20 protein-coding genes are annotated in these 21919 nt (G+C 27.3%); 5 read left to right on the forward strand and 15 right to left on the reverse strand.

All coding sequences use genetic code 11. From position 1 onward, the window contains the following. Both F1B92_RS08840 and F1B92_RS07335 read left to right on the forward strand, forming a co-directional pair. A partial coding sequence (locus F1B92_RS08840) for a hypothetical protein (RefSeq protein WP_195836324.1) occupies nt 1–183 on the forward strand: 183 nt, incomplete at its 5' end. A 766-nt stretch (nt 184–949) separates the two neighbouring features. Beyond that, nucleotides 950–2608 carry an anaerobic C4-dicarboxylate transporter gene (locus tag F1B92_RS07335; RefSeq protein ID WP_154571199.1) on the forward strand — a complete coding sequence of 553 codons (1659 nt, stop codon included), beginning with the start codon at nt 950–952 and terminating at the stop codon, nt 2606–2608. Nucleotides 2609–2622: 14 nt separating this feature from the next. Here F1B92_RS07335 and F1B92_RS07340 read toward each other — a convergent pair whose 3' ends face one another. The 9 genes from F1B92_RS07340 to abc-f all read right to left on the reverse strand — a co-directional run bounded on the left by F1B92_RS07340 (nt 2623) and on the right by abc-f (nt 12601). Continuing rightward, the gene (locus F1B92_RS07340; RefSeq protein ID WP_154571200.1) at nt 2623–4092 is read right to left on the reverse strand and encodes a BatD family protein; all 1470 of its coding nucleotides are present in this window, start codon (nt 4090–4092) and stop codon (nt 2623–2625) included. Beyond that, on the reverse strand, nt 4070–4846 hold the full coding sequence (locus F1B92_RS07345; RefSeq protein ID WP_154571201.1) for a tetratricopeptide repeat protein: 777 nt from the start codon (nt 4844–4846) through the stop codon (nt 4070–4072). Before F1B92_RS07345 ends, F1B92_RS07340 begins: the two co-directional genes overlap by 23 nt. Continuing rightward, complete coding sequence (locus F1B92_RS07350) at nt 4843–5775, reverse strand: vWA domain-containing protein (RefSeq protein WP_154571202.1); 933 nt, start codon at nt 5773–5775, stop codon at nt 4843–4845. Before F1B92_RS07350 ends, F1B92_RS07345 begins: the two co-directional genes overlap by 4 nt. Continuing rightward, nucleotides 5772–6659, reverse strand: a complete 888-nt coding sequence (locus tag F1B92_RS07355; protein WP_154571203.1) for a vWA domain-containing protein — start codon at nt 6657–6659, stop codon at nt 5772–5774. The genes F1B92_RS07350 and F1B92_RS07355 overlap by 4 nt, the downstream gene beginning before the upstream one ends. Beyond that, nucleotides 6653–7042: a hypothetical protein gene (locus tag F1B92_RS07360; RefSeq protein ID WP_154571204.1), complete on the reverse strand. Its 390-nt coding sequence runs from the start codon at nt 7040–7042 to the stop codon at nt 6653–6655. Before F1B92_RS07360 ends, F1B92_RS07355 begins: the two co-directional genes overlap by 7 nt. Further along, nucleotides 7042–7860, reverse strand: a complete 819-nt coding sequence (locus F1B92_RS07365) for a DUF58 domain-containing protein (RefSeq protein WP_195836325.1) — start codon at nt 7858–7860, stop codon at nt 7042–7044. The genes F1B92_RS07360 and F1B92_RS07365 overlap by 1 nt, the downstream gene beginning before the upstream one ends. After that, a complete protein-coding gene (locus F1B92_RS07370; RefSeq protein ID WP_154571205.1) occupies nt 7860–8795 on the reverse strand; it encodes an AAA family ATPase in 936 nt (311 codons plus the stop codon). Before F1B92_RS07370 ends, F1B92_RS07365 begins: the two co-directional genes overlap by 1 nt. Before the next feature lie 216 nt (nt 8796–9011). Then, the gene (locus F1B92_RS07375; RefSeq protein ID WP_326833129.1) at nt 9012–9530 is read right to left on the reverse strand and encodes a CDP-alcohol phosphatidyltransferase family protein; all 519 of its coding nucleotides are present in this window, start codon (nt 9528–9530) and stop codon (nt 9012–9014) included. 1136 nt (nt 9531–10666) lie between these two features. After that, complete coding sequence (abc-f, locus tag F1B92_RS07380; protein WP_154571207.1) at nt 10667–12601, reverse strand: ribosomal protection-like ABC-F family protein; 1935 nt, start codon at nt 12599–12601, stop codon at nt 10667–10669. 184 nt (nt 12602–12785) lie between these two features. On the opposite strand from abc-f, the gene F1B92_RS07385 reads away from it, so the two are divergent. From F1B92_RS07385 to F1B92_RS07395, 3 genes are read left to right on the forward strand one after another with little or no spacing between them, the layout of a single operon-like run. Further along, nucleotides 12786–14111, forward strand: coding sequence for an MATE family efflux transporter (locus tag F1B92_RS07385; RefSeq protein ID WP_154571208.1), 1326 nt, complete (start codon nt 12786–12788; stop codon nt 14109–14111). Nucleotides 14112–14121: 10 nt separating this feature from the next. Continuing rightward, the gene (gene panB, locus F1B92_RS07390) at nt 14122–14916 is read left to right on the forward strand and encodes a 3-methyl-2-oxobutanoate hydroxymethyltransferase (RefSeq protein WP_154571209.1); all 795 of its coding nucleotides are present in this window, start codon (nt 14122–14124) and stop codon (nt 14914–14916) included. Next, nucleotides 14879–15523 carry a M48 family metallopeptidase gene (locus tag F1B92_RS07395; protein ID WP_326833125.1) on the forward strand — a complete coding sequence of 215 codons (645 nt, stop codon included), beginning with the start codon at nt 14879–14881 and terminating at the stop codon, nt 15521–15523. The genes panB and F1B92_RS07395 overlap by 38 nt, the downstream gene beginning before the upstream one ends. A 244-nt stretch (nt 15524–15767) precedes the next feature. Here F1B92_RS07395 and F1B92_RS07400 read toward each other — a convergent pair whose 3' ends face one another. The 6 genes from F1B92_RS07400 to ispG form a co-directional block, all read right to left on the reverse strand. Then, on the reverse strand, nt 15768–16223 hold the full coding sequence (locus tag F1B92_RS07400) for a DUF2846 domain-containing protein (RefSeq protein ID WP_154571211.1): 456 nt from the start codon (nt 16221–16223) through the stop codon (nt 15768–15770). 64 nt (nt 16224–16287) lie between these two features. Continuing rightward, nucleotides 16288–17394, reverse strand: coding sequence for a BaiN/RdsA family NAD(P)/FAD-dependent oxidoreductase (locus tag F1B92_RS07405; RefSeq protein WP_154571212.1), 1107 nt, complete (start codon nt 17392–17394; stop codon nt 16288–16290). Between the two features lie 24 nt (nt 17395–17418). Further along, nucleotides 17419–18327, reverse strand: a complete 909-nt coding sequence (locus tag F1B92_RS07410) for a carbon-nitrogen hydrolase (protein WP_154571213.1) — start codon at nt 18325–18327, stop codon at nt 17419–17421. Between the two features lie 33 nt (nt 18328–18360). Then, the gene (locus F1B92_RS07415) at nt 18361–19335 is read right to left on the reverse strand and encodes an agmatine deiminase family protein (RefSeq protein WP_154571214.1); all 975 of its coding nucleotides are present in this window, start codon (nt 19333–19335) and stop codon (nt 18361–18363) included. Between the two features lie 40 nt (nt 19336–19375). Then, nucleotides 19376–20776 (reverse strand): replicative DNA helicase, encoded by a 1401-nt coding sequence (locus F1B92_RS07420; RefSeq protein WP_407643640.1) that lies wholly within the window; start codon nt 20774–20776, stop codon nt 19376–19378. Between the two features lies 1 nt (nt 20777). After that, nucleotides 20778–21854: a flavodoxin-dependent (E)-4-hydroxy-3-methylbut-2-enyl-diphosphate synthase gene (ispG, locus tag F1B92_RS07425; RefSeq protein WP_154571216.1), complete on the reverse strand. Its 1077-nt coding sequence runs from the start codon at nt 21852–21854 to the stop codon at nt 20778–20780. Between the last annotated feature and the right edge of the window lie 65 nt (nt 21855–21919).

A 21919-nucleotide genomic window follows, 5' to 3' on the forward strand; every position in this document is an offset into this window, starting at 1 on the left:
TTTATCAAACCCCCACACCATCGCACTTTTAAACATTTTAGTGCTTTTAAAAATTCTTATTTATTTAGTCATTTTACAACAACCTATGATAACAAAACTCTAAGCTTTGAGGGTTTAAATTTAAAAGGTAGTGGAGTATTAAAGAATTTACAAGATGAGATACAAGATAATGAAAAGCTATAGAAATCGGGATTTGCTAAAAGATATCTATAAAAGCACAAATGCAAATTTAAACTACATATAAAATAGTGAGTAGGGATAAAAATCGATATATTGCTACAATTATCAAAAAAGATTGCTATGCTAAATCCACATTATTAGTAAATTTACTTTTGTATGATAGCTCTTATCAATCCAGCAATCAACGAAATTAGCTTTATGATTACAATTTTAGCTTTTTGATAAAAACATTAAAATTTCTTTAAATTTAACTTCTAAATTTAAAGAAATAAAACAAATCCAAGCTTAATTGAACTTAATTTCCAAAAAAGTTTTAAATTATGATTAAAAGGATAAAATTATTCACTTAAGAATTTAAAAACTAATTTTATTTATAAAGTATTTTTACTTTTTTAATCGCTTTACAAAAAAATACTTTATAATTTTAATGATAAAGTTTACAAAAAAATATCTAAAACTAAGCGGTAAACATATGAATAATATTAATAAAAATTACAAAGATTTATATCACATTCTATTTTAAAAAATAGTGTTAAAATAATTAAAAATAGACTTAACTTATTAAGTCATATAAAAACTATTTTAATTTTAAAACCAAAAAGCTAGCAAATTTACACTATTTTTTGCTTAAATTTTTATATTTATATTGTTTTTGATTTCTAAGATTAAATTCATTTTTATATACAAATTTTAAAATATCTAACCAAATATAAACTTTTTTTAAATTTTAAATTAGTATAATTCTGCAATAACTTTTTAAGGAGGAGTTATGGAATTTCTTACAAATTTAAGTAATGGAACGCAGTTTTTCATACAACTTCTAATAGTTCTTGTATGTTTGTTTTACGGAGCTAAAAAAGGTGGTGTTGCTCTTGGAATGTTAGGAGGGATTGGTCTTTTAATATTAGTTTTTGGATTCAATATTAATCCAGGCAAGCCTGCTATTGATGTAATGCTAACCATTTTAGCAGTTGTTGTAGCTAGTGCAACACTTCAAGCAAGTGGCGGGCTTGATGTTATGCTTCAAATAGCGGAAAAAATATTAAGAAAAAATCCTAAATACGTAAGCATATTAGCACCTTTTATAACTTGCATTTTAACGATACTTTGCGGAACTGGACATGTTGTTTATACGGTTTTGCCTATAATTTATGATATCGCCATTAAAAATAATATAAGACCAGAACGCCCAATGGCAGCTAGCACTATTGCATGCCAAATGGGCATTATAGCTAGTCCGGTTTCGGTTGCTGTTGTAACTTTAACTGCATTTTTAATCAATGCAGATCACCACTTAGCAGGTTTTAATGGATATGTGGATTTATTAAAAATTACGATACCTTCGACATTTTGCGGAGTTTTTGCTATTGGTATTTTTAGCTGGTTTAGAGGAAAAGATTTAGACAAAGATGAAATTTTTCAAGAAAGATTAAAAAATCCCGAGTTTAAAAAATTTGTCTATGGTGATAGCATAACACTTCTGGATAAAAAATTACCTGCTAAACAATGGCTTGCTATGTGGTTATTTTTAGGTGCTATTGCTATTGTAGCTGTTTTGGGATATTTTAAAGATTTACGCCCTAGCTGGAATGTGACAAAAGAAGGAATAAGCCTGCAAATTATATCTGACAATAAAAAGGTGTTAGAAAATATAATTATAAAAGATGGTAATATTCAAGTAGATGGTCAAAACATAAAGGTTACAAATAGCAAAATAAATCCAAAACAAGATGCCTCAAATATAATAGTTACAAATGAAAATGGCAGTGTTTTAAAGCTATTTAAAGATGGTTTAAACGTAAATTACACAACATCTGATAAAAAAACAAAAAAGTATGAAAATGCAAAAATAGTCTTATCAAACAAAATAACTTCAAAATCAACACTTAGCATGACTTATACAATACAAATTTTTATGCTATTAGTTGGATCTTTAATTTTGATTTTATGTAAAACAGATGCAAATAAAATTTCAAAAAACGAAATTTTTAGGTCTGGAATGGTTGCTCTTGTTGCAGTTTTTGGAATTTCTTGGATGGCACACACAATGTTTTCAGTCCATACCCCGATGCTAAAAGAAGCATTAGGTTCAGTCGTAAATGACTACCCATGGACTTATGCAATTATGCTACTTCTAATCTCAAAATTTGTAAATTCGCAAGCGGCGGCGTTGGTTGCTTTTGTTCCTTTGGCTTTAGGTATAGGTGTTAATCCTGCTTTGATATTAGCCTTTGCACCAGCTTGCTATGGATATTATATACTACCTACATATCCTAGCGATTTAGCAGCAATTCAATTTGATAGAAGCGGAACAACTCATATTGGAAAATTTGTTGTCAATCATAGCTTTATAGCACCTGGATTAATAGGTGTTGTAACCTCTTGCATATTTGGCTATATTTTTACTATTATGTTTGGATACTTATAGTTTTAAATCCCTTTTTATAGGGATTTAAAATATCTTATGATAGCTTTTTTATCTATTTTGTGATTGGAATTTTTATATAAATTTTCTTCTAAATTTTGCAAAATTTTATCTATAAAATCGCTACTTTTTGCATAAGGTAAAAGAATATTAAAAAGCTCTTTATCATTTTTAACTTTTGAAATTTGCCAAATTATTGGCTTATCTTCTTTACTTAATCTGAATTTTTTAATCTTACTAAACACGAAAAAAGCTAAAAATCCACTCAAAATTCCAACCATTAAATATAATAAATTTTTATCATTTTGATGTGTAGTATCGAGTGTTTTATTGGATGAATTTTTTTGAATTTTTGGGGGCATAACTTGATTTAGATTGCTTTTTGATGGTTGGTTTTTTACCTCTATATTTATTGGATCGCTTTTTATGGTTTTTGTACTGTTTAAATCTCTATCAAAATAACTAAAACTAAAGCTAGGTATTGTAAAATTCATATCACTTACTATAGAAAAAATTTGCAAAAACTCAACACTATTTTCGTTATTTACAGATATAGTTTTTATATCAGGTTCATTGCTATAAACAACCCCATTTGGCAAATTTAAACTAAATTTTTCTATATTTTGCAAATTTCCTACGCCCTTTATTTGAAGAGTTAAATTTACAGGCTCATTTGCATTAACCACTTTTTTATCCACACTACTTTTTATATCAAATTTACCATATATTTTAGCACCATCTGGCAATGGCTTGACATTTAAATTTAGAGAATTTGAAAAGAATTTTTTATAATTTAAATTTGAAAAAATATCAAAAGGATAGCCATTATCTTCATAGCGTCCAATATAAGCTAATGATTTTAAAGAATTAAACTCTCCTGCAACAAGCGGAGTAATACTAAATTCAATAACGTTTATTATATAATCATCCTCTCTAGCTATGTTTGGTTTTGAAATTTGTTTTATACTAAGACCATCTACATTTAAAAAATCTAATTTAAAATCATCAATTTTTGCATCTATTTTATATTTAAATTTAAGATACAATTTAACACTATCTCCAAGCATAATCTCTTTCTTATCAACTCCAATCTCCAAAACAAAATCTTCGCCATCTTTTGTCGCTTTTGGCTCCACAACATCTATTTTTACTGGATTGGTATTAAATTTTTTACCATCAATCAAAACTTCAAAGCTAGGAATTTCAACATCGCCATCAGGTCTAAAACTATAACTTTTTATCTCTGTTTTTTTAACATCTCCATTAATTATAATTGTTTTATTAGAGTTAGATACACCTAAAATTTGATAACCGTCTATCTCTTTAATAGTAGGAAATTCTACATTTGAACCATTAGCGATTATGCTAAAATTTGCAATATCTCCTCTATAAATCGCTGGTTTATCTAATTTTATTTCAACATTTGCATATAAATTTATGCAAAATATAAACAATATAAAAATTTTACCAAGGTTTAAGATTTTCATTTTTCTCCTTTGAATTTTTTAGTGGAACTATGAAAGTACCAATATCACGCTTTTGCAGTATATTTTGCCATCTTTTTTGTTCAAGCTCATTAATGGCTTTTTCTTTATCATATTTAAAATTTTGTTCTTTTTGTTTGCTACCATTATTATCGCTTTTTTGATTATTTAAATTTTCATCATCGCTTTGAGTTTTGTGCTTATTTGGTTGATGATTTTGATCTTTTTCTTCTTCATTTTTCTTTTGATTATCGCTATTACTGTCTTTGCTATCTTGATTTTTTTGATTCATATTTTTATCGTCTTTTGAATTTTCATTATCTTTTGTATCATTTTTTTGCTCTTTTTTGTCATTTTTTTGCTCTTTTTTGTTTTTTTGTTTTTTTAAAAGCTCAAGGTTAAATTTTGCATCTTCATCGTTTTTGATTTTAAGAGCTTTTTCATAATTTTCAATAGCCTTGTCAATTTCTTCTAATTTTGCATATGAATTACCTAAATTATATAGTTTTTCAAATTTCAACTCCTCAGCCTCTACTTCTTTAAATTTTTCAATAGCACCAGTATAATTTCCATCTCTATATAAAGAAACTCCTTCATTATATTTAGCTTTTTGAGAATCAATCTTTGCATAACTCTTAGCAGCTTTTTTAAAATCTCCATCAAAATAAGCTGAATTTGCCTTATTTTCGTAATAAAAATCAAATATTTTTGCAAAAGATAAATTTAAAAAAATTATTAATAATAAAATTTTTCTCACGCTTTTCTCCTTTGCGGTAATGAAAAATTTGCCATAAAAAATAGGATTATTGCTAAAATAAGCGGATAATAAAATAGCTCTTTTTTATCTTTTATAATCTCATCTTCTTCGCTTTTTGCACTAAATTTAGAGCTTATAATCTTATTTAATTTACCCATATCTGAATTTTCAAAAGAATACTGCATAATATCTCCACCAGTATTTAAAGCCAAATCTCCAATCTTACGATTTGCTTTTAAAAGCACCATTTTACCATTTTCACTTTTTAAAAGCCCACCCTTATCAGTGGCTACTAAATATACAAAAACTTTTATGTTATTTTTATTTGCAAATTCTATCTCTTTTTCAAAATTCTCATTATCGCCACCATCTGTAAAAATAACCAAAGCCCCACCATCATTAGATAATGATTTTACCGATTCTAAAAGCGACATAACGCTAGTTCCTTTTAGTTTTAAGTGGCTAAAATTTAAATTCTTAAGCAAAAAAGATAAAGAATTAAAATCGTTAGTTAAAGGAGATATCAAAAAAGCTCTATCACTAAAACCAAGGAGTGAGATTTCTTTATCATTGGCATTTTTTAAAAAAGAAAAAATTTTATTTTTTGCAAACTCGAATCTATTTGGAAAAACATCATCAACTATCATTGAATTTGAAATATCAATTCCAATAGCTAAATTTATAAAATCTTTTCTAACCTTTATTTCTCCATTATTTAAAATCGGTCTTGCAAGAGCTATTATGCAAAAAATAAAAGATAAAATCAGTAAAATTTTACGTATTCTTTTAGAAAAACCTCTACTTTTTACATAAATTTTATCTAAAATTTCGGGTCTAAAATTTGATATTTTTGTTTTACTGATAAAAAATAGCAAAAAAAAGGCTATAATTAAAAGCCACAATACCCATAAATTTTCAAATTCTATCATCTTAAAAACCTTTTATTTTGCATAAAAAACACTAAAATTAAAAATATTAAACCAAAAGCCAAAAAATACTCAAAATAGTAAATTTTTTTAACATACTTTTGAGATTGTATCTCGCTTTTTTCTAAACTATCAATTTCATTATATATTTCTTGAAGCTCACTTTTTGTATTTGAATTAAAATATTTTCCGCCAGTTTCTTGTGCTATGATTTGAAGTGCCCTAGAATCATATCCGCCAGGTAACCCAATACCTATAGTATAGACCTTTATTCCCTCTTTTTTAGCTGAATTTAAAGCCACATCAAAAGGAACAGAATCAATAGTATTTTCTCCATCTGTTGGTAAAATTATTATTTTATTTTTAGCGGTGCTGTCTTTGAATAAATTTGTAGTTAAAAAAAGTCCTTCATAAAGTGCAGTTTTATTTCCAGCCATACCTATTTTAAGAGTATCAATCAATCTTTTTAAACTATTTTTATCATATGTTAGAGGAACAGCAATATAAGCAAAATCCCCATAAACACTAAGCCCAATAGAGTCATTTTTTCTTTTATCTATAAAGTCATTTAATATCTCTTTAATGATAGCAAATCTATTAAAAGATTTCATTGAGCCACTCATATCAAGCATAAGTGCAATCTCATAACCTTTTGTTTTGGAGTGCAAGCTTTCATTAATTTTCACAGGACTTGCAAGAGCTATACTTAAAAAAAGTATAGATAAAAATTTAAAAATTTCTAAAACTAAATTATCTTTTTTTGTGGCTTTTTTTAGCATTTTGACATTTGAAAAATACAAACTCTGTCTTTTTTGCTTAAAAAATTTTAATGCAAAAATATAAAATAATGGTATCAAAAAAGCTAAATAATTTTCAAATTCTAGCATTTTATCTCTCTTATCATCTCTATCATCTGATTTTTTAAATCTTCATCTAAATTTGGAACTTCTTTTTTATATTTATAAATTTGAAGCTTTTTATCTAAAATTTTAAATTTTTCTGAGTTGTTTTCATCTAAAAAATACACAAAATTCATACAAAATTTATATGCACTACTCTTAGCATCCAAATAATTAATATTTTTTAAATTTTTTAATGCTAAATCTTTTTGTGTTAAATCTCTTGATTTTTTATGTTTTTTAAATATCATTTTATATAAAAAAATCAACAAAACAGCTAAAAATATAAAAATAATTAAATACAATCCAAAAAAACTTGAGTTTATTTCAACTATTTCTTTAATATCTTTTAAATTTTCTATAGCTTCCATCAAGCTCTCACTATTCTAAGAAGGCTTAAAATCGCATCTTCATCTGTGTAAATCTTACCAAAATTTATTTTATTTTCTAAAAAATGCTCTATCATTTTTTCATCGTGGGCTTTTAAAATTTCTTGATATTTTTTTATGCTACTTTTTGTTAAATTTAACTCAAAAGACTTAAAATTAGAAGCATCTATAAAATCCAAATCGCTAATAATATCCAAATTTTCTTCAAATTTATCCCTCAAAATCAATGCATAAACATCATTTTTAAAAGCAATTTTACTTAAATCAATATCATCTAAAAAATCACTTACAACAAAAACTGCTGCTTTTTGCGAAAAATATTTATTAAGCTCAAAACTATCGAAATCAACACTTTTTCCTAAAATTTCAAAATTTAACGCCTTTTGAATCAAGTCATAAATTTCAACCTCATCTTTTAAATTTAGATAAAATTTTTCATATTTTTGACTTAAAAACATCGTATGAAATGAATTTTTTTGATATATGCTATTAAGACCTATAAGCCCTAAAATTTCTGCACCAAGTTCTATTTTTAACTTAAATGATCCAAAATTTAAACCGCCACTTAATAAAAATATAAAAACAATATTCATCTGTTTTGTTTCATTAAAAACATTTGTTTTTAAACTACCGCTTTTTGCTGTTGATTTCCAATTTATGCGTCTTAAATCTTCATTTTCATACTCTTTTATTTCTCTAAAATCAAGCCCATCGCCTTTTAATAGACTCTCATTTAAACCAAATTTAGAGTTAAAAATATTCTTTTTGGCTTTTAAAAAAATTTCTCTTGATGTTTGCACTAAGGTGCCTTTATGTCTGAAATTATATCATCTATAACATTATCAGGAGTGATTCCTTTAGCTCTTGCTTTATAATTCAATAAAATTCTATGTCTTAAAACATTTTTTACAACACTCATAACATCAAGAGGGCTTACATAATCCTTGCCATTAAGCATCGCATGAGCTAAACTTGCTTTCAAAAGATCAATGCTAGCTCTAGGACTTGCTCCAAATTCTAAAAATTCGCTTATTTTTAATGCTTTATCTCTAGTGCTAGTTATGAGTTTAATTATATATTTTTTAACTTCATTATCGATATGCACTAATTTTAGTTGCTGTTTTAAATTTAGTATTTCATCCCTACTAGCCACTTGCTTAATATCTTCAAATCCATTCAATACAACTCGATTAATAATTTCAATCTCTTCATCAAATGTATTATAATCAACCATCACTTTCATCATAAAACGATCAAGCTGGGCCTCTGGAAGCCTATATGCTCCTTCTTGTTCTATTGGATTTTGAGTAGCCATAACTAAAAAAGGATCATCAAGTTTAAAGGAGTTATCGCCTATAGTAATTTGTTTTTCTTGCATAACCTCAAGTAAGGCTGACTGCACTTTTGATGGAGCTCGATTTATCTCATCAGCCAAAAGCAAATTTGTAAAAGCAGGACCTTTTTTTATGCTAAATTCGCTTGTTTTGATATTATAAATTTCAGTGCCAATAATATCACTAGGTAGTAAATCAGGCGTAAATTGAACTCTTTTAAAATTTAGCCCTAAACTTTTTGCAAGAGCATTTATGGCTGTTGTCTTAGCAAGTCCAGGAACACCTTCAACCAAGATATGTCCATTAGAAATAAGACCAATCAATAAAGAATTTAAAAGCTCATCTTGACCTATTAAAACTTTTTTAACCTCGTTTTTTATATTTTGTAAAATTTCACTCATAAATTTCCCTCATTTAATCTGCAATTAAAAAAAATTATAGTATTTATAGATTAATAAAACATATATATTTTTAAAATATCATAAATTTTATTTAAGAATTATAGCCAGGCTATTAAAAAAATTTATTTAAATTCACAATATATATTTTTTCAAATTTGATTTATTTTCTCATAAGCCTGTATAATAATATCCTTTATAAAAAATAAAATTTTAAATTCATTTCGAATAAAATATTATGCTAACTGATAATATTTTATATAATATAAAAGAGTGTATGAGATAATATATCCCAAATACTATATGAAACCACAATAAAAAATCTCTACCAAAATAAGCTGATAAGAAAAATAAAAAATAATAAAAATATTTTACTCTAAAAACAAATCCAAATTTGATATTTAAGCTATTTAAAATTGTGAGTAAAAATATCTCTATTATATAAAACATACCAAATAGATACGCAAAAACAAAATTCGTATCAAAATATAAAACACTTAAAATAGGCAAAACTATTACAGCAATTTGATCTGTCATAATATCTATTAAACTTCCTGCTTTACTTTCAATCTTTAAGTATCTTACAAGCAGTCCATCTATTCCATCTAATAGGCAATAGGTTAGAAGTAAAACTCCGCCTAGTAATGGATATTTTATAATAATAAACAAGATATAAAAAATAAAAACATCCCAAAATAAGTAATATAATTTGGTTTTATTCTTAAATTTGATAAATATATAATTGGTTTTTGTAAAAAATTATCTCTTTTGTCTTGAAATATTTTTTGTTTAACTTGTTTATTATCACCAAAATAATTAAACACGGCTAATTCCTTTTTTTAAGACAGAATGATAAAATTGCATTTAGTTATTTGTGTAATGGTTATAGATTTCGTATAAAAACTATCTAAATAACTATTATGTGTGGCTAATTTTTTAATTTTTAAAATCTATATCCGTAATAACATTACCTATTATCTTTATCAAATGAGCGTCTGTTGAAGTTGTTAAAAATTTAGATGTTCTTACTCCTAAATTTAAAGCTTTTGTATTTGATTTTAATTCATGGATGCATTTATTACTTCTATTTCATCTACAAAATTTAACATCTTATTAGATAACTCTTTGTTTCATTCTACACTTTTATATAATGGTCCAAAGGATGTGAGATTACGCTAAAATAGATATTATATTCATCTTTTATACCATCATCTAAAAATTCCCACATACTCCTACTTATTCTTGTCATTTTATTTGTTCTAAATTTTTCAATCTCTTTTATGTAAAAATTTTCAGCATTTTAAAAGTATATTTTAGTTCATTTTCTTTAAATAACAAAATATATGACTCTAGGTTTTTTTTGGACACTCACAGCCAAAAAATCATTAATCTCACAAATGCATTGTGGTGTAAAATCTAGATCATACTTTTTAAATCTATAATAGTTACTACCATTATCTAATAAATTTATTATCTCTCCTTGTGCATTTCCTTAAACTCCACTTACCCACTCTATTACCAGTATAAGGTTTGCACCTCTGTTATTTAAAAGCATTATGACACCAATCCCCTAAAGTTAGCTTACAAAGGGCATAAAAATTTTTATATCTTGATTTAATAAAATTTTAAATAAATTCAAATTTCAATATTAAAATAGTAGAGAATTATTTTATAAAAACTCCTCTTTTCTATTTTTTGTGTAAAAAGATAGTGGCAAAACTATTAATTTTTTTTAAAAGGGGGAGGTAATGAAGAAAAATTTTTACATTTAAAAGTGCTGGTTTTATGCAAACAATATATTAAAGAGAAAATAGGATTTTGTTTTGTTGAGCTTCATTTATCTTAAAAATTTTTAAATTTATTTGCAAATAAATCTAAATTTTCAAATTTTCAGCAAAATTTAAAACTTCAAAATATTCATTTTCCATTTTTACTAAATCGCCTTTTTTTTCTTCCAACTCTTCAAAAAGTTCTTGAATTCCTTGATTTTGATAAATTTCAGGTGTAGATAGTGCTATATTTAACTCTTTTATACGAATTTCTAAATTTTCAATCAAACTTGGATACTCTTCTAAAATTTTATTTTGTTTAAAGCTTAATTTTTTAGTTCTAGTTTTATAACTATTTTTCTCTTTCTCTTCTAAAATTGCTTCATTTACTACTTTATTTAACTCTGAAATTTCATCTTCTACTTCTAAATACTCGCTATAAGGAATGTAAGTTTGATTTATTTTTTTGTCTTCTTCGAAAATCCATAATTTATTAGTAGTTTTATCTACAAAATACCTATCATGACTTACGATTAAAACAGCACCTTCAAAACTCATCAAATAATCTTCTAAAATATTTATCGTAGCAATATCTAAATCATTAGTAGGCTCATCTAAAACTAAACAATCATAATCATCAGTAAATAATTTAGCAAGTGCTAGACGGTTCTTTTCGCCGCCACTTAAAACGCTAACAGGTTTTCCTAAAAATTCTTTAGGAAATAAAAAATTTTTCAAATATCCATAAACGTGCATATAATGCCCTCTTACCATTATATGATCCCCACCATTTGGACAAAAAATTTCTATTAAACTCTTATCATCACTAATGCTTTTTCGCATTTGATCAAAATAACCTATCTTGATCAACCCTCTTTTTATTTCTCCGTTATTTGGCTCAACTTCTCCAAGTAGAATTTTTAAAAGCGTAGATTTTCCGCTACCGTTTTTACCTACGATACCTATTCTTTCGCCCTGCAAAACTCGTGCATTAAAATCTGAAAATAAAATTTTATCACCAACTTTTTTAGATAAATTTATACACTCAAAAAGCATCTTTTTTTTATTGTCGCTAACTTGTTTAATCCCTACATTTGCTCGCTCTAGCTCTAGTTTAATCTTTCTAATTAAGCTTGGATTTTTTTTTGCCTCTTCACGCATTTTTAAAACACGCTCTTTTCTGCCTTCATTTCTTTTAAGTCTTGCTTTAACTCCTCGTCTAAGCCATTCTTCTTCACTTTTTAGCTGTTTTAAAAGAGTTTCATGGCTCTTTTGCATAGAAGCCAAAATTTCTTGCTTTTTTGCAAGATAGTAAGCATATCCGCCTTCAAAATTTGAAATTTTTCCATCTTCAATTTCAATACTTCTAGTTGCAATCTTATCTATAAAATATCTATCATGGCTTATAAAAACTATAGTTTGTTTTGAGTTTATCAAAATATCTTCTAAAAATTTAACCATATAAACATCAAGATGGTTTGTAGGTTCATCAAGAAGCAAAACATCTGGTTTTTTTAACACCAAAATACCAAGTGCTATACGGCGTACCTCTCCACCACTTAATGTAGAAATTAATCTATTTTTATACTCTCTTAAGCCAAAATTTTCTATAACTCTTTCTATATGATTTTCTATACTCCAGCCATCTTTACTTTCTATAAATTTAATTAACTCGCTCTCTTTTTGCATAAGCTCTTTGTCGTTGTGATTTTTCGAGATTAAATTTAGGGTGTTTTCATACTCTTTTATAGCATCAAAAATTTCTCTAAGCTCTTCTATCATGGCTTGTTTAACTGTCAAATTTTCATTAAATTTTGGATTTTGATCAAGCATAGCTATATTTATACCATTTTGTGTTATAACTCGCCCACTATCTACATCATACATTCCAGACAAAATTTTCATAAATGTAGATTTACCGCCACCATTTTTTCCTATTATAGCGACTCTTTCTTTTTCATTTAAGCTAAAATTTACATTATTCAAAACCGAGTTAGAACCAAATTTTTTACTAACTTCTATTAAATCAATAAACGCCAAAAATTACCTCTAAATATAAATTTTTATTAAATTTTGCTATTTTACACAAAATTTAATAAAACTATAATAAAAATACATTTAAAATAACTAAAAATAAAATTTTTATCTAAATTTTTATTATTTATAAAATAAAATTAGCTATAATTCTTCGTTAAAAATTTCAAAAAGAGTTTTAAATTTAATTATGGAAAAACAAGTTTCACTTATAAGTATTTTTATACCAGTTTATTTTAATATGCTTTTATCAATCATAACTTTAATGATAAATACATATATGATTAGTCTAATAGATCATAATTTAGTAGGAGCAATGGGTGCTGGTAATCAAATTTTTTCACTTTTTATAAATATATTTAACCTTTTAGCTGTTGGTTGCTCTGTTTTAGTTTCGCAAGCAATAGGAGCTAAAGATAAAAAAACTGCTATTAGAGCTGTTCATATTAGCATTATGCTTAATGCGGGACTTGGGATTATTTGTAGTATTTTTATATTTTTCTTTGCAAATTTAGTATTAAAACTTCTACAAGTTCCTCAAGATGTTTTTAATGAAAGCTATAAATATTTAAGAATCATCAGTCTTATATTTGCAATAGACGCAACTGCTGTTGTTTTAATAGCTGTAATTAGGGCTTATGGTTATGCTTCTCATACTATGTTTGTTTCAATCATAATAAACATTATAACAATATGTGGCAACACAATAGCTCTTTTTGAACCATTTGGATTGCCGTTTTTTGGGTTAAGTGGAGTTGGAATTTCTACGATAACAGGTAGAATTTTAGGTGTTTGTATGCTTTTATTTGTACTAATAAAGGTTGTAAAAATTCCTCTTTTTATATCTTTATTTGTAAATATAAGATTATATTTGCTTAAGAAAATTTTATCTATTGGAATTCCTAGTGCTGGTGAGAATTTAATATGGGTCATTCAATACCTAATAGCTTTTAGTTTTGTAGCAAGTATGGGCTCTAATAGCTTAACAACTCAAACCATATATTTTCAAATTTCAGCTTTTATATTTTTTGCAAGTTCTGCCATTGGGATTGCAAATGAGGTTATAGTGGCTAGATTAGTAGGTGCAAAAGAAAACGAAAAAGCATATCATCAAAGTTTTAAAGCTTTAAAAATAGGATTTTTAATAACTGCTATTTTTTTGGGTGTAGTTTTTTTAAATAAAAATTTAATAATGAGTGCTTTTAATCTACCAAATTCCGTAAAAGAACTAATGCTTCCACTATTTTTCTTATCAATCATTCTTGAATTTGGCAGAACTCAAAATGTAATTATGGTAAATGCTCTTAGAGCTAGCGGAGATGCAAAATTTCCCTTTTACATGGGTATAATTTTTATGTGGGGCGTAAGTATACCGCTTGGATGGTTTTTAGGAATTTATCTTGAAATGGGAATTTTGGGCGTTTGGATTGGTTTTTTGGCTGATGAGTGGCTAAGAGGAAGCATAAATACGCTTAGATGGAAAAGCAAAAAATGGCAAGAAAAAAAATTAATTTAAAAGGATAAAAATGCACACTAAAAAAGTAACTATTAACTACTTAAAAAACTCAAAACAAAAGCTTACTATGATAACAGCTTATGATGCGCTATTTGCTTCTATTTTTGATGGATTTGTGGATATGATTTTAGTTGGAGATAGCTTAGAGATGAGCTTTGGCGGGAAAAATGATACTTTAGAAGCCTCAATGGATAGTATGATTTATCACACAAAAGCAGTTTGCAATGGAGCAAAACTTTCATATATCATTATGGATATGCCTTTTGGAAGTGTTATCTCAAAAGAAATTGCTCTAAAAAATTCAGTTAGAGCCTACAAAGAAACAAATGCTGATGCTATTAAAATAGAAGCAACTTTTAATAACCTTGAGATAATTAAACATATCATTGATAATGGAATTTCAGTTGTCGCTCATATAGGACTAATTCCGCAAAACTCAAGATGTGAAAGTGGGTATCATATCAAAGGCAAAAGTGATAATGAGGCAGATAGTTTGTTAAATTTAGCTTTAAATTTAGAGCAAGCTGGAGTTACTATGATAGTCGTTGAAGGGGTTGTTGAAAGTGTTGCAAGTAAAATTACAAATTCTTTAAAAATACCTGTTATAGGCATTGGCTCAGGTGCAAATACAAATGGGCAAGTTTTAGTCTGGAGTGATATGTTTGGGTTTTTTGATAAATTTAAGCCTAAATTTGTAAAACGCTTTTTAAATGGTAAAGAGCTCGTTCAAAAAGCTTTAACAAATTATATTGATGAGGTTAAAAAAGGTGAATTTCCAAGCAAAGAGCACTATTATAAAGGTTGATGAATTTGAAATTTTTGTAATTAAAAAGCGAATAAAATATGCAAGAATTAAAGTTGATAAACAAGGCTTTATTAGTTTAAATTTGCCGCTAAATTATCCAAAAGATTTAGCAAAAAAGTTTTTAAATGAAAATTTAGAATGGATAAGATCAAAAGCTAATAATGCAAAATCAAAAATACTTCCAAAAAATAAAACTATGCTTTTAGGCAAAATTTATGAGTTTAAATTTGATGATAGCTTTAAAAGTGTTAAAATTATAGGTGATGAAATTCACACACCAAATTTAGAAAAATATCTTAAATTTAAAAAAGAATTTGCTAAAAATGAGTTTAATAAATTTATAGAAATCTATGCACCAATTATCGGTAAAAATATAAATAAAGTTACAATTCGCGATATGAAAACAAGATGGGGAAGCTGCAACTCTACAAAAGGATACATAAATTTAGCTATAAATTTAGTCGAAAAAAGCCCTGATTTGATAGAGTATGTCATTTTGCACGAGCTAACACACCTACTCTATCCACATCATCAAAAAAGTTTTTATAATTATATAGAAAATTTAATGCCTGATTTTAAAGCAAGAGAAAAAAAGTTAAAAAATTAAATTTAACATCTTAATAATAAAAACTCTCTTGCTTGCTTTACAATTAAATTTTTAATAACTTCATTTTGCTTGTTTTAAGCTTCGTTTATAACACAATTTACATACTCTTGTAATTAGGCTAAATGCCCTTTTTAGCCTTTCTTTTGTAATACTTAAGCAACCTATTTCCATCTACTCATAACAATAAAAGCTAAAATTTACTAAAGTTAAAACTCTTTTTTATAAATTACTTTTATAAATTTATCTATTTAACCATTATAAATTTATTGTCTTTTAAAGCTTTCATTGCCTTATCTGACTTAACTTCAACTATATTTGAACCCGCTAAAAAAACGCCAATTTTCATATATTGTTTAACAAAATAGTTTTTTCCCTCTTTAAAATCAATTTTTAAATGGTTATGTCCAAATTCAGATGTAGTACTAATTTTATGAATACCTGGATTTAAAATTATATATTTATATTGTTTGGGCCTCAAAACAGCGATGATTTCATCATCAATAAAAAGCGTTCTATAAACAGCAACTCCAAGCCCAATATCTCTATATAAATAAAGCCCAGATTTGCCAGCAGGAGGTGGATTAAACTGTTTAGTCATAAGAGTTTCTTCCTTATTAGCTAAAGGCATTCTACTATAGCATCCACTAAACACCAACAGACTAAAAATGCCAACTAAAAAAAATAAAAATTTATTTTTCATTACCTATCCTTTAATAAAAAATATTTTTATTTTATCAAAAAAAAAAAAAAACAATAAATCAATATCAAATACTAAAATTTAAAAATTTAGCCACTCTAATGGCACTACTAAATGCAAAATGCAAATTATATCCGCCAAGCATTCCGTTAAAATTTAGAGCCTCTCCTATAAAAAATAACCCCAAATGATCCTTGCTTTGCAAATTTTCATCAAGACATCTCAAACTCACGCCACCTTTTGTAATCTCTGCTTTTGTATAACCAAAAGTCCCAGCTGGTGCAAATTCATAGTTAAAAATTCTTGAAAGCCTACACAACTCATCGCTATTTAAATCACAAAATACCTTATCTCTTATATCACAAATTTCTAAAAATTCTTTTATAAAACGCTTTGGTAAAGGCAGGTTGGTTGAAATCTGCTTTTTTGAACTTTTTATAGTTTTAAAATCAAAATTTGGTAAAAAATTTAACATCATCTTGCCTTTATCCCAAAATAAACTAGCATTTAAAATAGCTGGACCGCTAAGACCTTTATGTGTAAAAAGCATATCGCCACGTATTTTTCTATCATCTACTAAAATTTCAACAAAAGTGCTAACTCCGCTTAAATTCTTAAACCAAAATTCATCTTTTTGCACGGTAAAACCAACCAATGCCGGCTTTAAAACACTCAAATTCAATCCAAATTTTAAAGCAATCTTATAAGCAATATCGCTAACTCCAAGCGATGGATAGCTAAGACCACCACTTGCAACAACTAAATTTTTAGCTAAAAATTTCTCATTTTTTGTAAAAATACAAAATAAATTCTTATCTTTTTTTACATCTATTACTTCGGAATTTAAATTTATTTTTGTAAATTTATTTTTATCTATAAGAGTTTTAAGCACAAAATTAGAGCCATTTTTGCAAAAATACTGAAAATTTTTAATCTTTATAAAATTTTTTGCTCCAAAAAAATCTAAAATTTCACTGCTTTTAAGTAAATCAAATAAAATCTCATCACCATTATAATTTAACTTATTTACAAATTCATTTGTGATATTACACTTCCCGCCACCACTAATAAGAATTTTTTTGCCAAGTTTTTCATTTTTTTCTAAAATTAAAACTCTTTTTCCTTTTAAATTTGCACCTAAAAATAGCCCGCTAGCACCGCCACCAATTATCAAAACATCATAAATTATAACAAATCCTTAATCTAAAAATCTCTTAGTTAAATCAAAATAACTATCAATTCTTCTATCTCTTAAAAATGGCCACCAACGTCTTATATCTTCACATCTTTTTTTATCTATTTTAACAACTTCGCAAACCTCATCGCTAGAATTTGATCTAAAAATTTCCTCTCCACCTGCTCCAAACACAAAACTATTACCCCAAAATCTAATACCGCCCTCATCTTTAGCACTATCTCCAATTAAATTTAAAGATAATTTATCGCCCTCAAAACCAATCCTATTAACTGCCACCACAGGAAGCCCATTTGCAATTGCATGCCCTCTTTGGACGCCAATCCAAGCTTCAAGTTGGCGAGATTTCTCATCTTCATCATCGCCATCAAACCAGCCAATCGCTGTTGGATAGATTAAAATTTCAGCCCCCTTTAAAGCCATAAGTCTTGCAGCTTCTGGATACCATTGATCCCAACAAATAAGCACTCCAAGCCTACCAACACTCGTATTTATCGGCTCATAACCTAAATCTCCAGGGGTAAAATAAAATTTTTCGTAAAAATTTGGATCATCAGGAATGTGCATTTTTCTATATTTTCCTGCTATTTTTCCATCAATATCAAAAACAACAGCGGTGTTATGATAAAGCCCTGCAGATCTTTTTTCAAACAAAGAAGTTACAATAACTACACCAAATTTTTTAGCCACTTCACTCCAAAATTTAACATCTTCTTCATAATCATTTGCCAAATCAAAAAGCCTCACATCCTCAACTTGGCAAAAATATTCATTTTGATGAAGTTCTTGCAAAACGACTAAATTTGCACCATTTTGAACAACTTCTTCTATTAAATTTAAAGTCTTTTTAATAGTTTTTTTCTTATCTCCTTCAAATTTATGTGCAACAATACCAATTCTAAATTCACTCATTTTTATAATCCTTTAAATTTAATCTAATGTAATTTATCTATTTCCTAAAAATCTATTTTGAGTAGCACAATGCAAAGAGCCATTTTGTCTAATAAACACTCTTGCATCAACGCCCACAATCTCTAAATTTGGAAGTTCTTTTTTTAATTTATCAAGCACAATTTTATCATTTTTATCATTATAAGTTGGTACTATTAAAGCGTTATTTACAAATATAAAATTTGCATAAGTTGCAGGTAAGCGACGATTTTCATAAAAAATTGGCTTAGGGATAGGTAAAGAAATTAGCTTAAAATCGCTCTTTTTAAGCTCCTCTTCCATTTTTTTAAGCTCTAAATAATGCTCATCATCTTCGTCCTCACAACTGCTATAAGCTATTGTATCGTGGTTTATAAATCTTGCCAATGTATCAATATGAGAATCTGTATCATCCCCTTTAATAAAGCCATTTTCTAGCCAAATAATATTATGCACACCAAAAATTTCTTTAAAAATTCTCTCAAAATCATCTTTTTTTAAATTTTTATTTCTATTATCATTTAAAAGACATTTTGTCGTAGTTAGCATAGTTCCATAACCATTAAATTCAATACTTCCACCTTCTAAGATTAAATCTATATCTCTTAACTCACCTTTGAAAGATTTAAAAAGCTCAAAATTTACAAGATTATCTTTACTGCTTTTAAATTTACCACCCCAAGCGTTAAATTTAAAATCATAGCTAATTATACGATTAGCATTTTCAACATCAATAGCACCATAATCTCTTATCCAAGTATCATCAGTATCAATTTCATAAAAAATAACATTATTGATATCGCTAAAATAGTGTTGAAAGTCAGATTTATTTGGTGAGATTAATATAACTTTTTGAAATTTTGCAAGAACTTTTACAAATTTAACATAACTTTGAAGTATATCAATCAGATATGGCCTCCAATCACTATTATAATGAGGCAAGGATAAAAATATAGCCTCTTGCCTCTCCCACTCTGCAAATGCTCGCATAAACTACTCCAGTAATAAAATTTTATTTAAATTTATATTTTTACTCATCTATTTGAAAAGAATTTTCAAAAACAGCTCCAAAGCTACCATCTATAAATCTTGTAAATTCTTTTTGATATGTAACCTCAACGGAACCTAAAGCACCATTTCTATTCTTACCAACTATAATCTCAGCCTTTTCTCCATTTGCATTTGGCACAAATTTAGGCTGATAATCTTGAATTGATTTACCTTCATTTATCCATTTTTCACGTCTTTCATCCTCTTCTTGTTGTGCATAAACATCACCTCTATAAACAAAAAGTATAACATCAGCATCTTGCTCGATTGCTCCACTTTCTCTTAAATCACTAAGCATTGGACGTTTATTTGCTCTGCTTTCTAAACCACGATTTAACTGAGAAAGTGCTATAATAGGAATTTTTAACTCCCTTGCTAATAGCTTTAAGCCACGAGAAATATCTGCTATTTGTAAATGTCTTTCACTAAAATTACTACTACTTGTCATAAGCCCTATATAATCAATAATACATAAACTTATCTCTTCATGTTTTGATTTTAATTTTCTAAGTTCTGTTCTAACCTTGTGGATATTAACATAACTCTCATCATAAACAAAAAGCTTCTTTTCAAGCATATCATTGCAAGCATCGCCAAATCTTGTAAATTCATCATCTGTCATTTTAGCTGTTAAAATATTTGAAAGCGATATAGAAGTAATAGCACTAATTAATCTCATCATTAATTGAGATGCTGGCATTTCAAGAGAAAAAAACACAATTCCCTTGCCTAAATTTAAACTTTTTTGCATTAAATTTAAAACAAAAGCAGTTTTTCCCATACCAGGACGAGCTGCAACTATTATAAGTTCTCCCTCCTTAAAGCCCTTTGTATATTCATTTAAATATCTAAAACCAGTGTCAAGACCAACTAAATCTTTATCTAAATTTTGTTTTTGTTTTTTTATCTCTTCAAGCAACTCACTAATTATTTGTGGTGATTCTTTGATATTTCCACTTTGAAAATTTTCAATCAAAGAGTATAGATTTGCACTTATTTCATCAACCATATCTTTTGAAGCAATATTTTCATTTACTTTACTAGGAATTTTATGAGCCAATTTAATCAAAGATCTCTTTACGCTTTTTTCTTTAAGCTCATTTGCGTATTTTACAATATCAATAATGGAATTTGCAGCGATAACGTCACTAAAAATTTGTTCATCATATTTATTTGAAAGTCTTTTTTTGACAAACGCAAAATCTATAGGCTCATCATTTTTTACGCAATCATTAATTGCCCTAAATATATCACTATGACCTTTTAAATAAAAATCTTTTTCATTTATAAGACCTTGAATTTCACTATATCCATCTTCACTATAAAAAATAGAACTAATAATAGCTCTTTCCATATCTAAATCATATAAATTTGATGGTATTTCATTCATTTCTACTATTTACCTCATCTTCAACTTCTTCTAAAAATCTCTCAACCAGTTTATCTTCTTTTAGTTTTGCAACAACCTCACCCTTTCTCATCACAAGCCCCTGCCCTTTTCCAAAAGCAATAGCCACATCAGCTCCTTTTGCTTCTCCTAACGCATTTACCACACAACCCATAACAGAAACATTTAAAGGAGTTTTTATGTGTTTTGTCTTTTCTTCTACAATCTTTACTGCACTTACTAAATCGCTTTGCAATCTTCCACAAGTTGGACATGAAATAATATTTATACCACTTTTTTGAACACCAGAATCTTGCAAAATAGCCCTTGCAACCTTTATTTCTTCTTCCAATTCACCAGTTATTGAAACCCGCATAGTATCTCCAATGCCTTCTAATAAAAGCCCACCTAAAGCCATAGCACTTTTTATTGTTGCATGAAATGAAGTTCCTGCTTCAGTAACGCCTAAATGAAACGGATAAATACACTCACTTCTAAGACCTCTATAAGCTTCCATAGTACTTAAGACATCGCTTGATTTTAAAGAGATTGCAATATCGCTAAAATCAAAATCTTCTAGAAGTTTAAAGTTATATTTAGCTGATTCTATCATCCCTTTAACGCTTCTTCCATATTTTTCTTCAAACTCTTTTTCTAAACTTCCCGAATTTACTCCAATTCTAATTGGTAAATTTCTCTCTTTGCATGCATCAACTACAGCTTTTATTTTTTCTTTGCCGCCAATATTTCCAGGATTTATTCTAATTGCATCGATAAATGGTGCTACTTTTAGAGCGTGTTTATGATTAAAATGAATATCAGCAACTATAGGAAGTGGGCTTTGTTTTTTAATAACCTCCAAAGCTCTTGCATCTTCGCTACTTAAAACTGCACATCTTACAATATCACATCCTGCAAAATACAATCTATTTATTTGACTTAAAGTATGATCAATATCTTTTGTTTTTGAAAATGTCATTGATTGAACACTTATCTTTGCATCTCCGCCAACTGCGACATTTCCAACAAAAAGTTTTTTAGTATTAAATCTTTTAATCTCATGAGTATGCATATTTTTCCTTTAAATCTCGTATTTTACAAAAAATATCTTTAAAAAATAATTTAAAAATTTATATT

The organism is Campylobacter portucalensis (assembly GCF_009690845.1).
In the GTDB taxonomy this organism is placed as follows: domain Bacteria; phylum Campylobacterota; class Campylobacteria; order Campylobacterales; family Campylobacteraceae; genus Campylobacter_B; species Campylobacter_B portucalensis.

What these genes read in the sequence shown, in the direction of transcription:
- F1B92_RS07410 (WP_154571213.1), bottom strand. Translation starts at nt 18,327, where the DNA reads ATGAGTGAATTTAGAATTGGTATTGTTGCACATAAATTTGAAGGAGAT.
- panB (WP_154571209.1), top strand. Translation starts at nt 14,122, where the DNA reads ATGCACACTAAAAAAGTAACTATTAACTACTTAAAAAACTCAAAACAA.
- F1B92_RS07370 (WP_154571205.1), bottom strand. Translation starts at nt 8,795, where the DNA reads ATGAGTGAAATTTTACAAAATATAAAAAACGAGGTTAAAAAAGTTTTA.
- F1B92_RS07415 (WP_154571214.1), bottom strand. Translation starts at nt 19,335, where the DNA reads ATGCGAGCATTTGCAGAGTGGGAGAGGCAAGAGGCTATATTTTTATCC.
- F1B92_RS07355 (WP_154571203.1), bottom strand. Translation starts at nt 6,659, where the DNA reads ATGCTAGAATTTGAAAATTATTTAGCTTTTTTGATACCATTATTTTAT.
- F1B92_RS07350 (WP_154571202.1), bottom strand. Translation starts at nt 5,775, where the DNA reads ATGATAGAATTTGAAAATTTATGGGTATTGTGGCTTTTAATTATAGCC.
- F1B92_RS07340 (WP_154571200.1), bottom strand. Translation starts at nt 4,092, where the DNA reads ATGAAAATCTTAAACCTTGGTAAAATTTTTATATTGTTTATATTTTGC.
- F1B92_RS07360 (WP_154571204.1), bottom strand. Translation starts at nt 7,042, where the DNA reads ATGGAAGCTATAGAAAATTTAAAAGATATTAAAGAAATAGTTGAAATA.
- ispG (WP_154571216.1), bottom strand. Translation starts at nt 21,854, where the DNA reads ATGCATACTCATGAGATTAAAAGATTTAATACTAAAAAACTTTTTGTT.
- F1B92_RS07335 (WP_154571199.1), top strand. Translation starts at nt 950, where the DNA reads ATGGAATTTCTTACAAATTTAAGTAATGGAACGCAGTTTTTCATACAA.
- F1B92_RS07385 (WP_154571208.1), top strand. Translation starts at nt 12,786, where the DNA reads ATGGAAAAACAAGTTTCACTTATAAGTATTTTTATACCAGTTTATTTT.
- F1B92_RS07400 (WP_154571211.1), bottom strand. Translation starts at nt 16,223, where the DNA reads ATGAAAAATAAATTTTTATTTTTTTTAGTTGGCATTTTTAGTCTGTTG.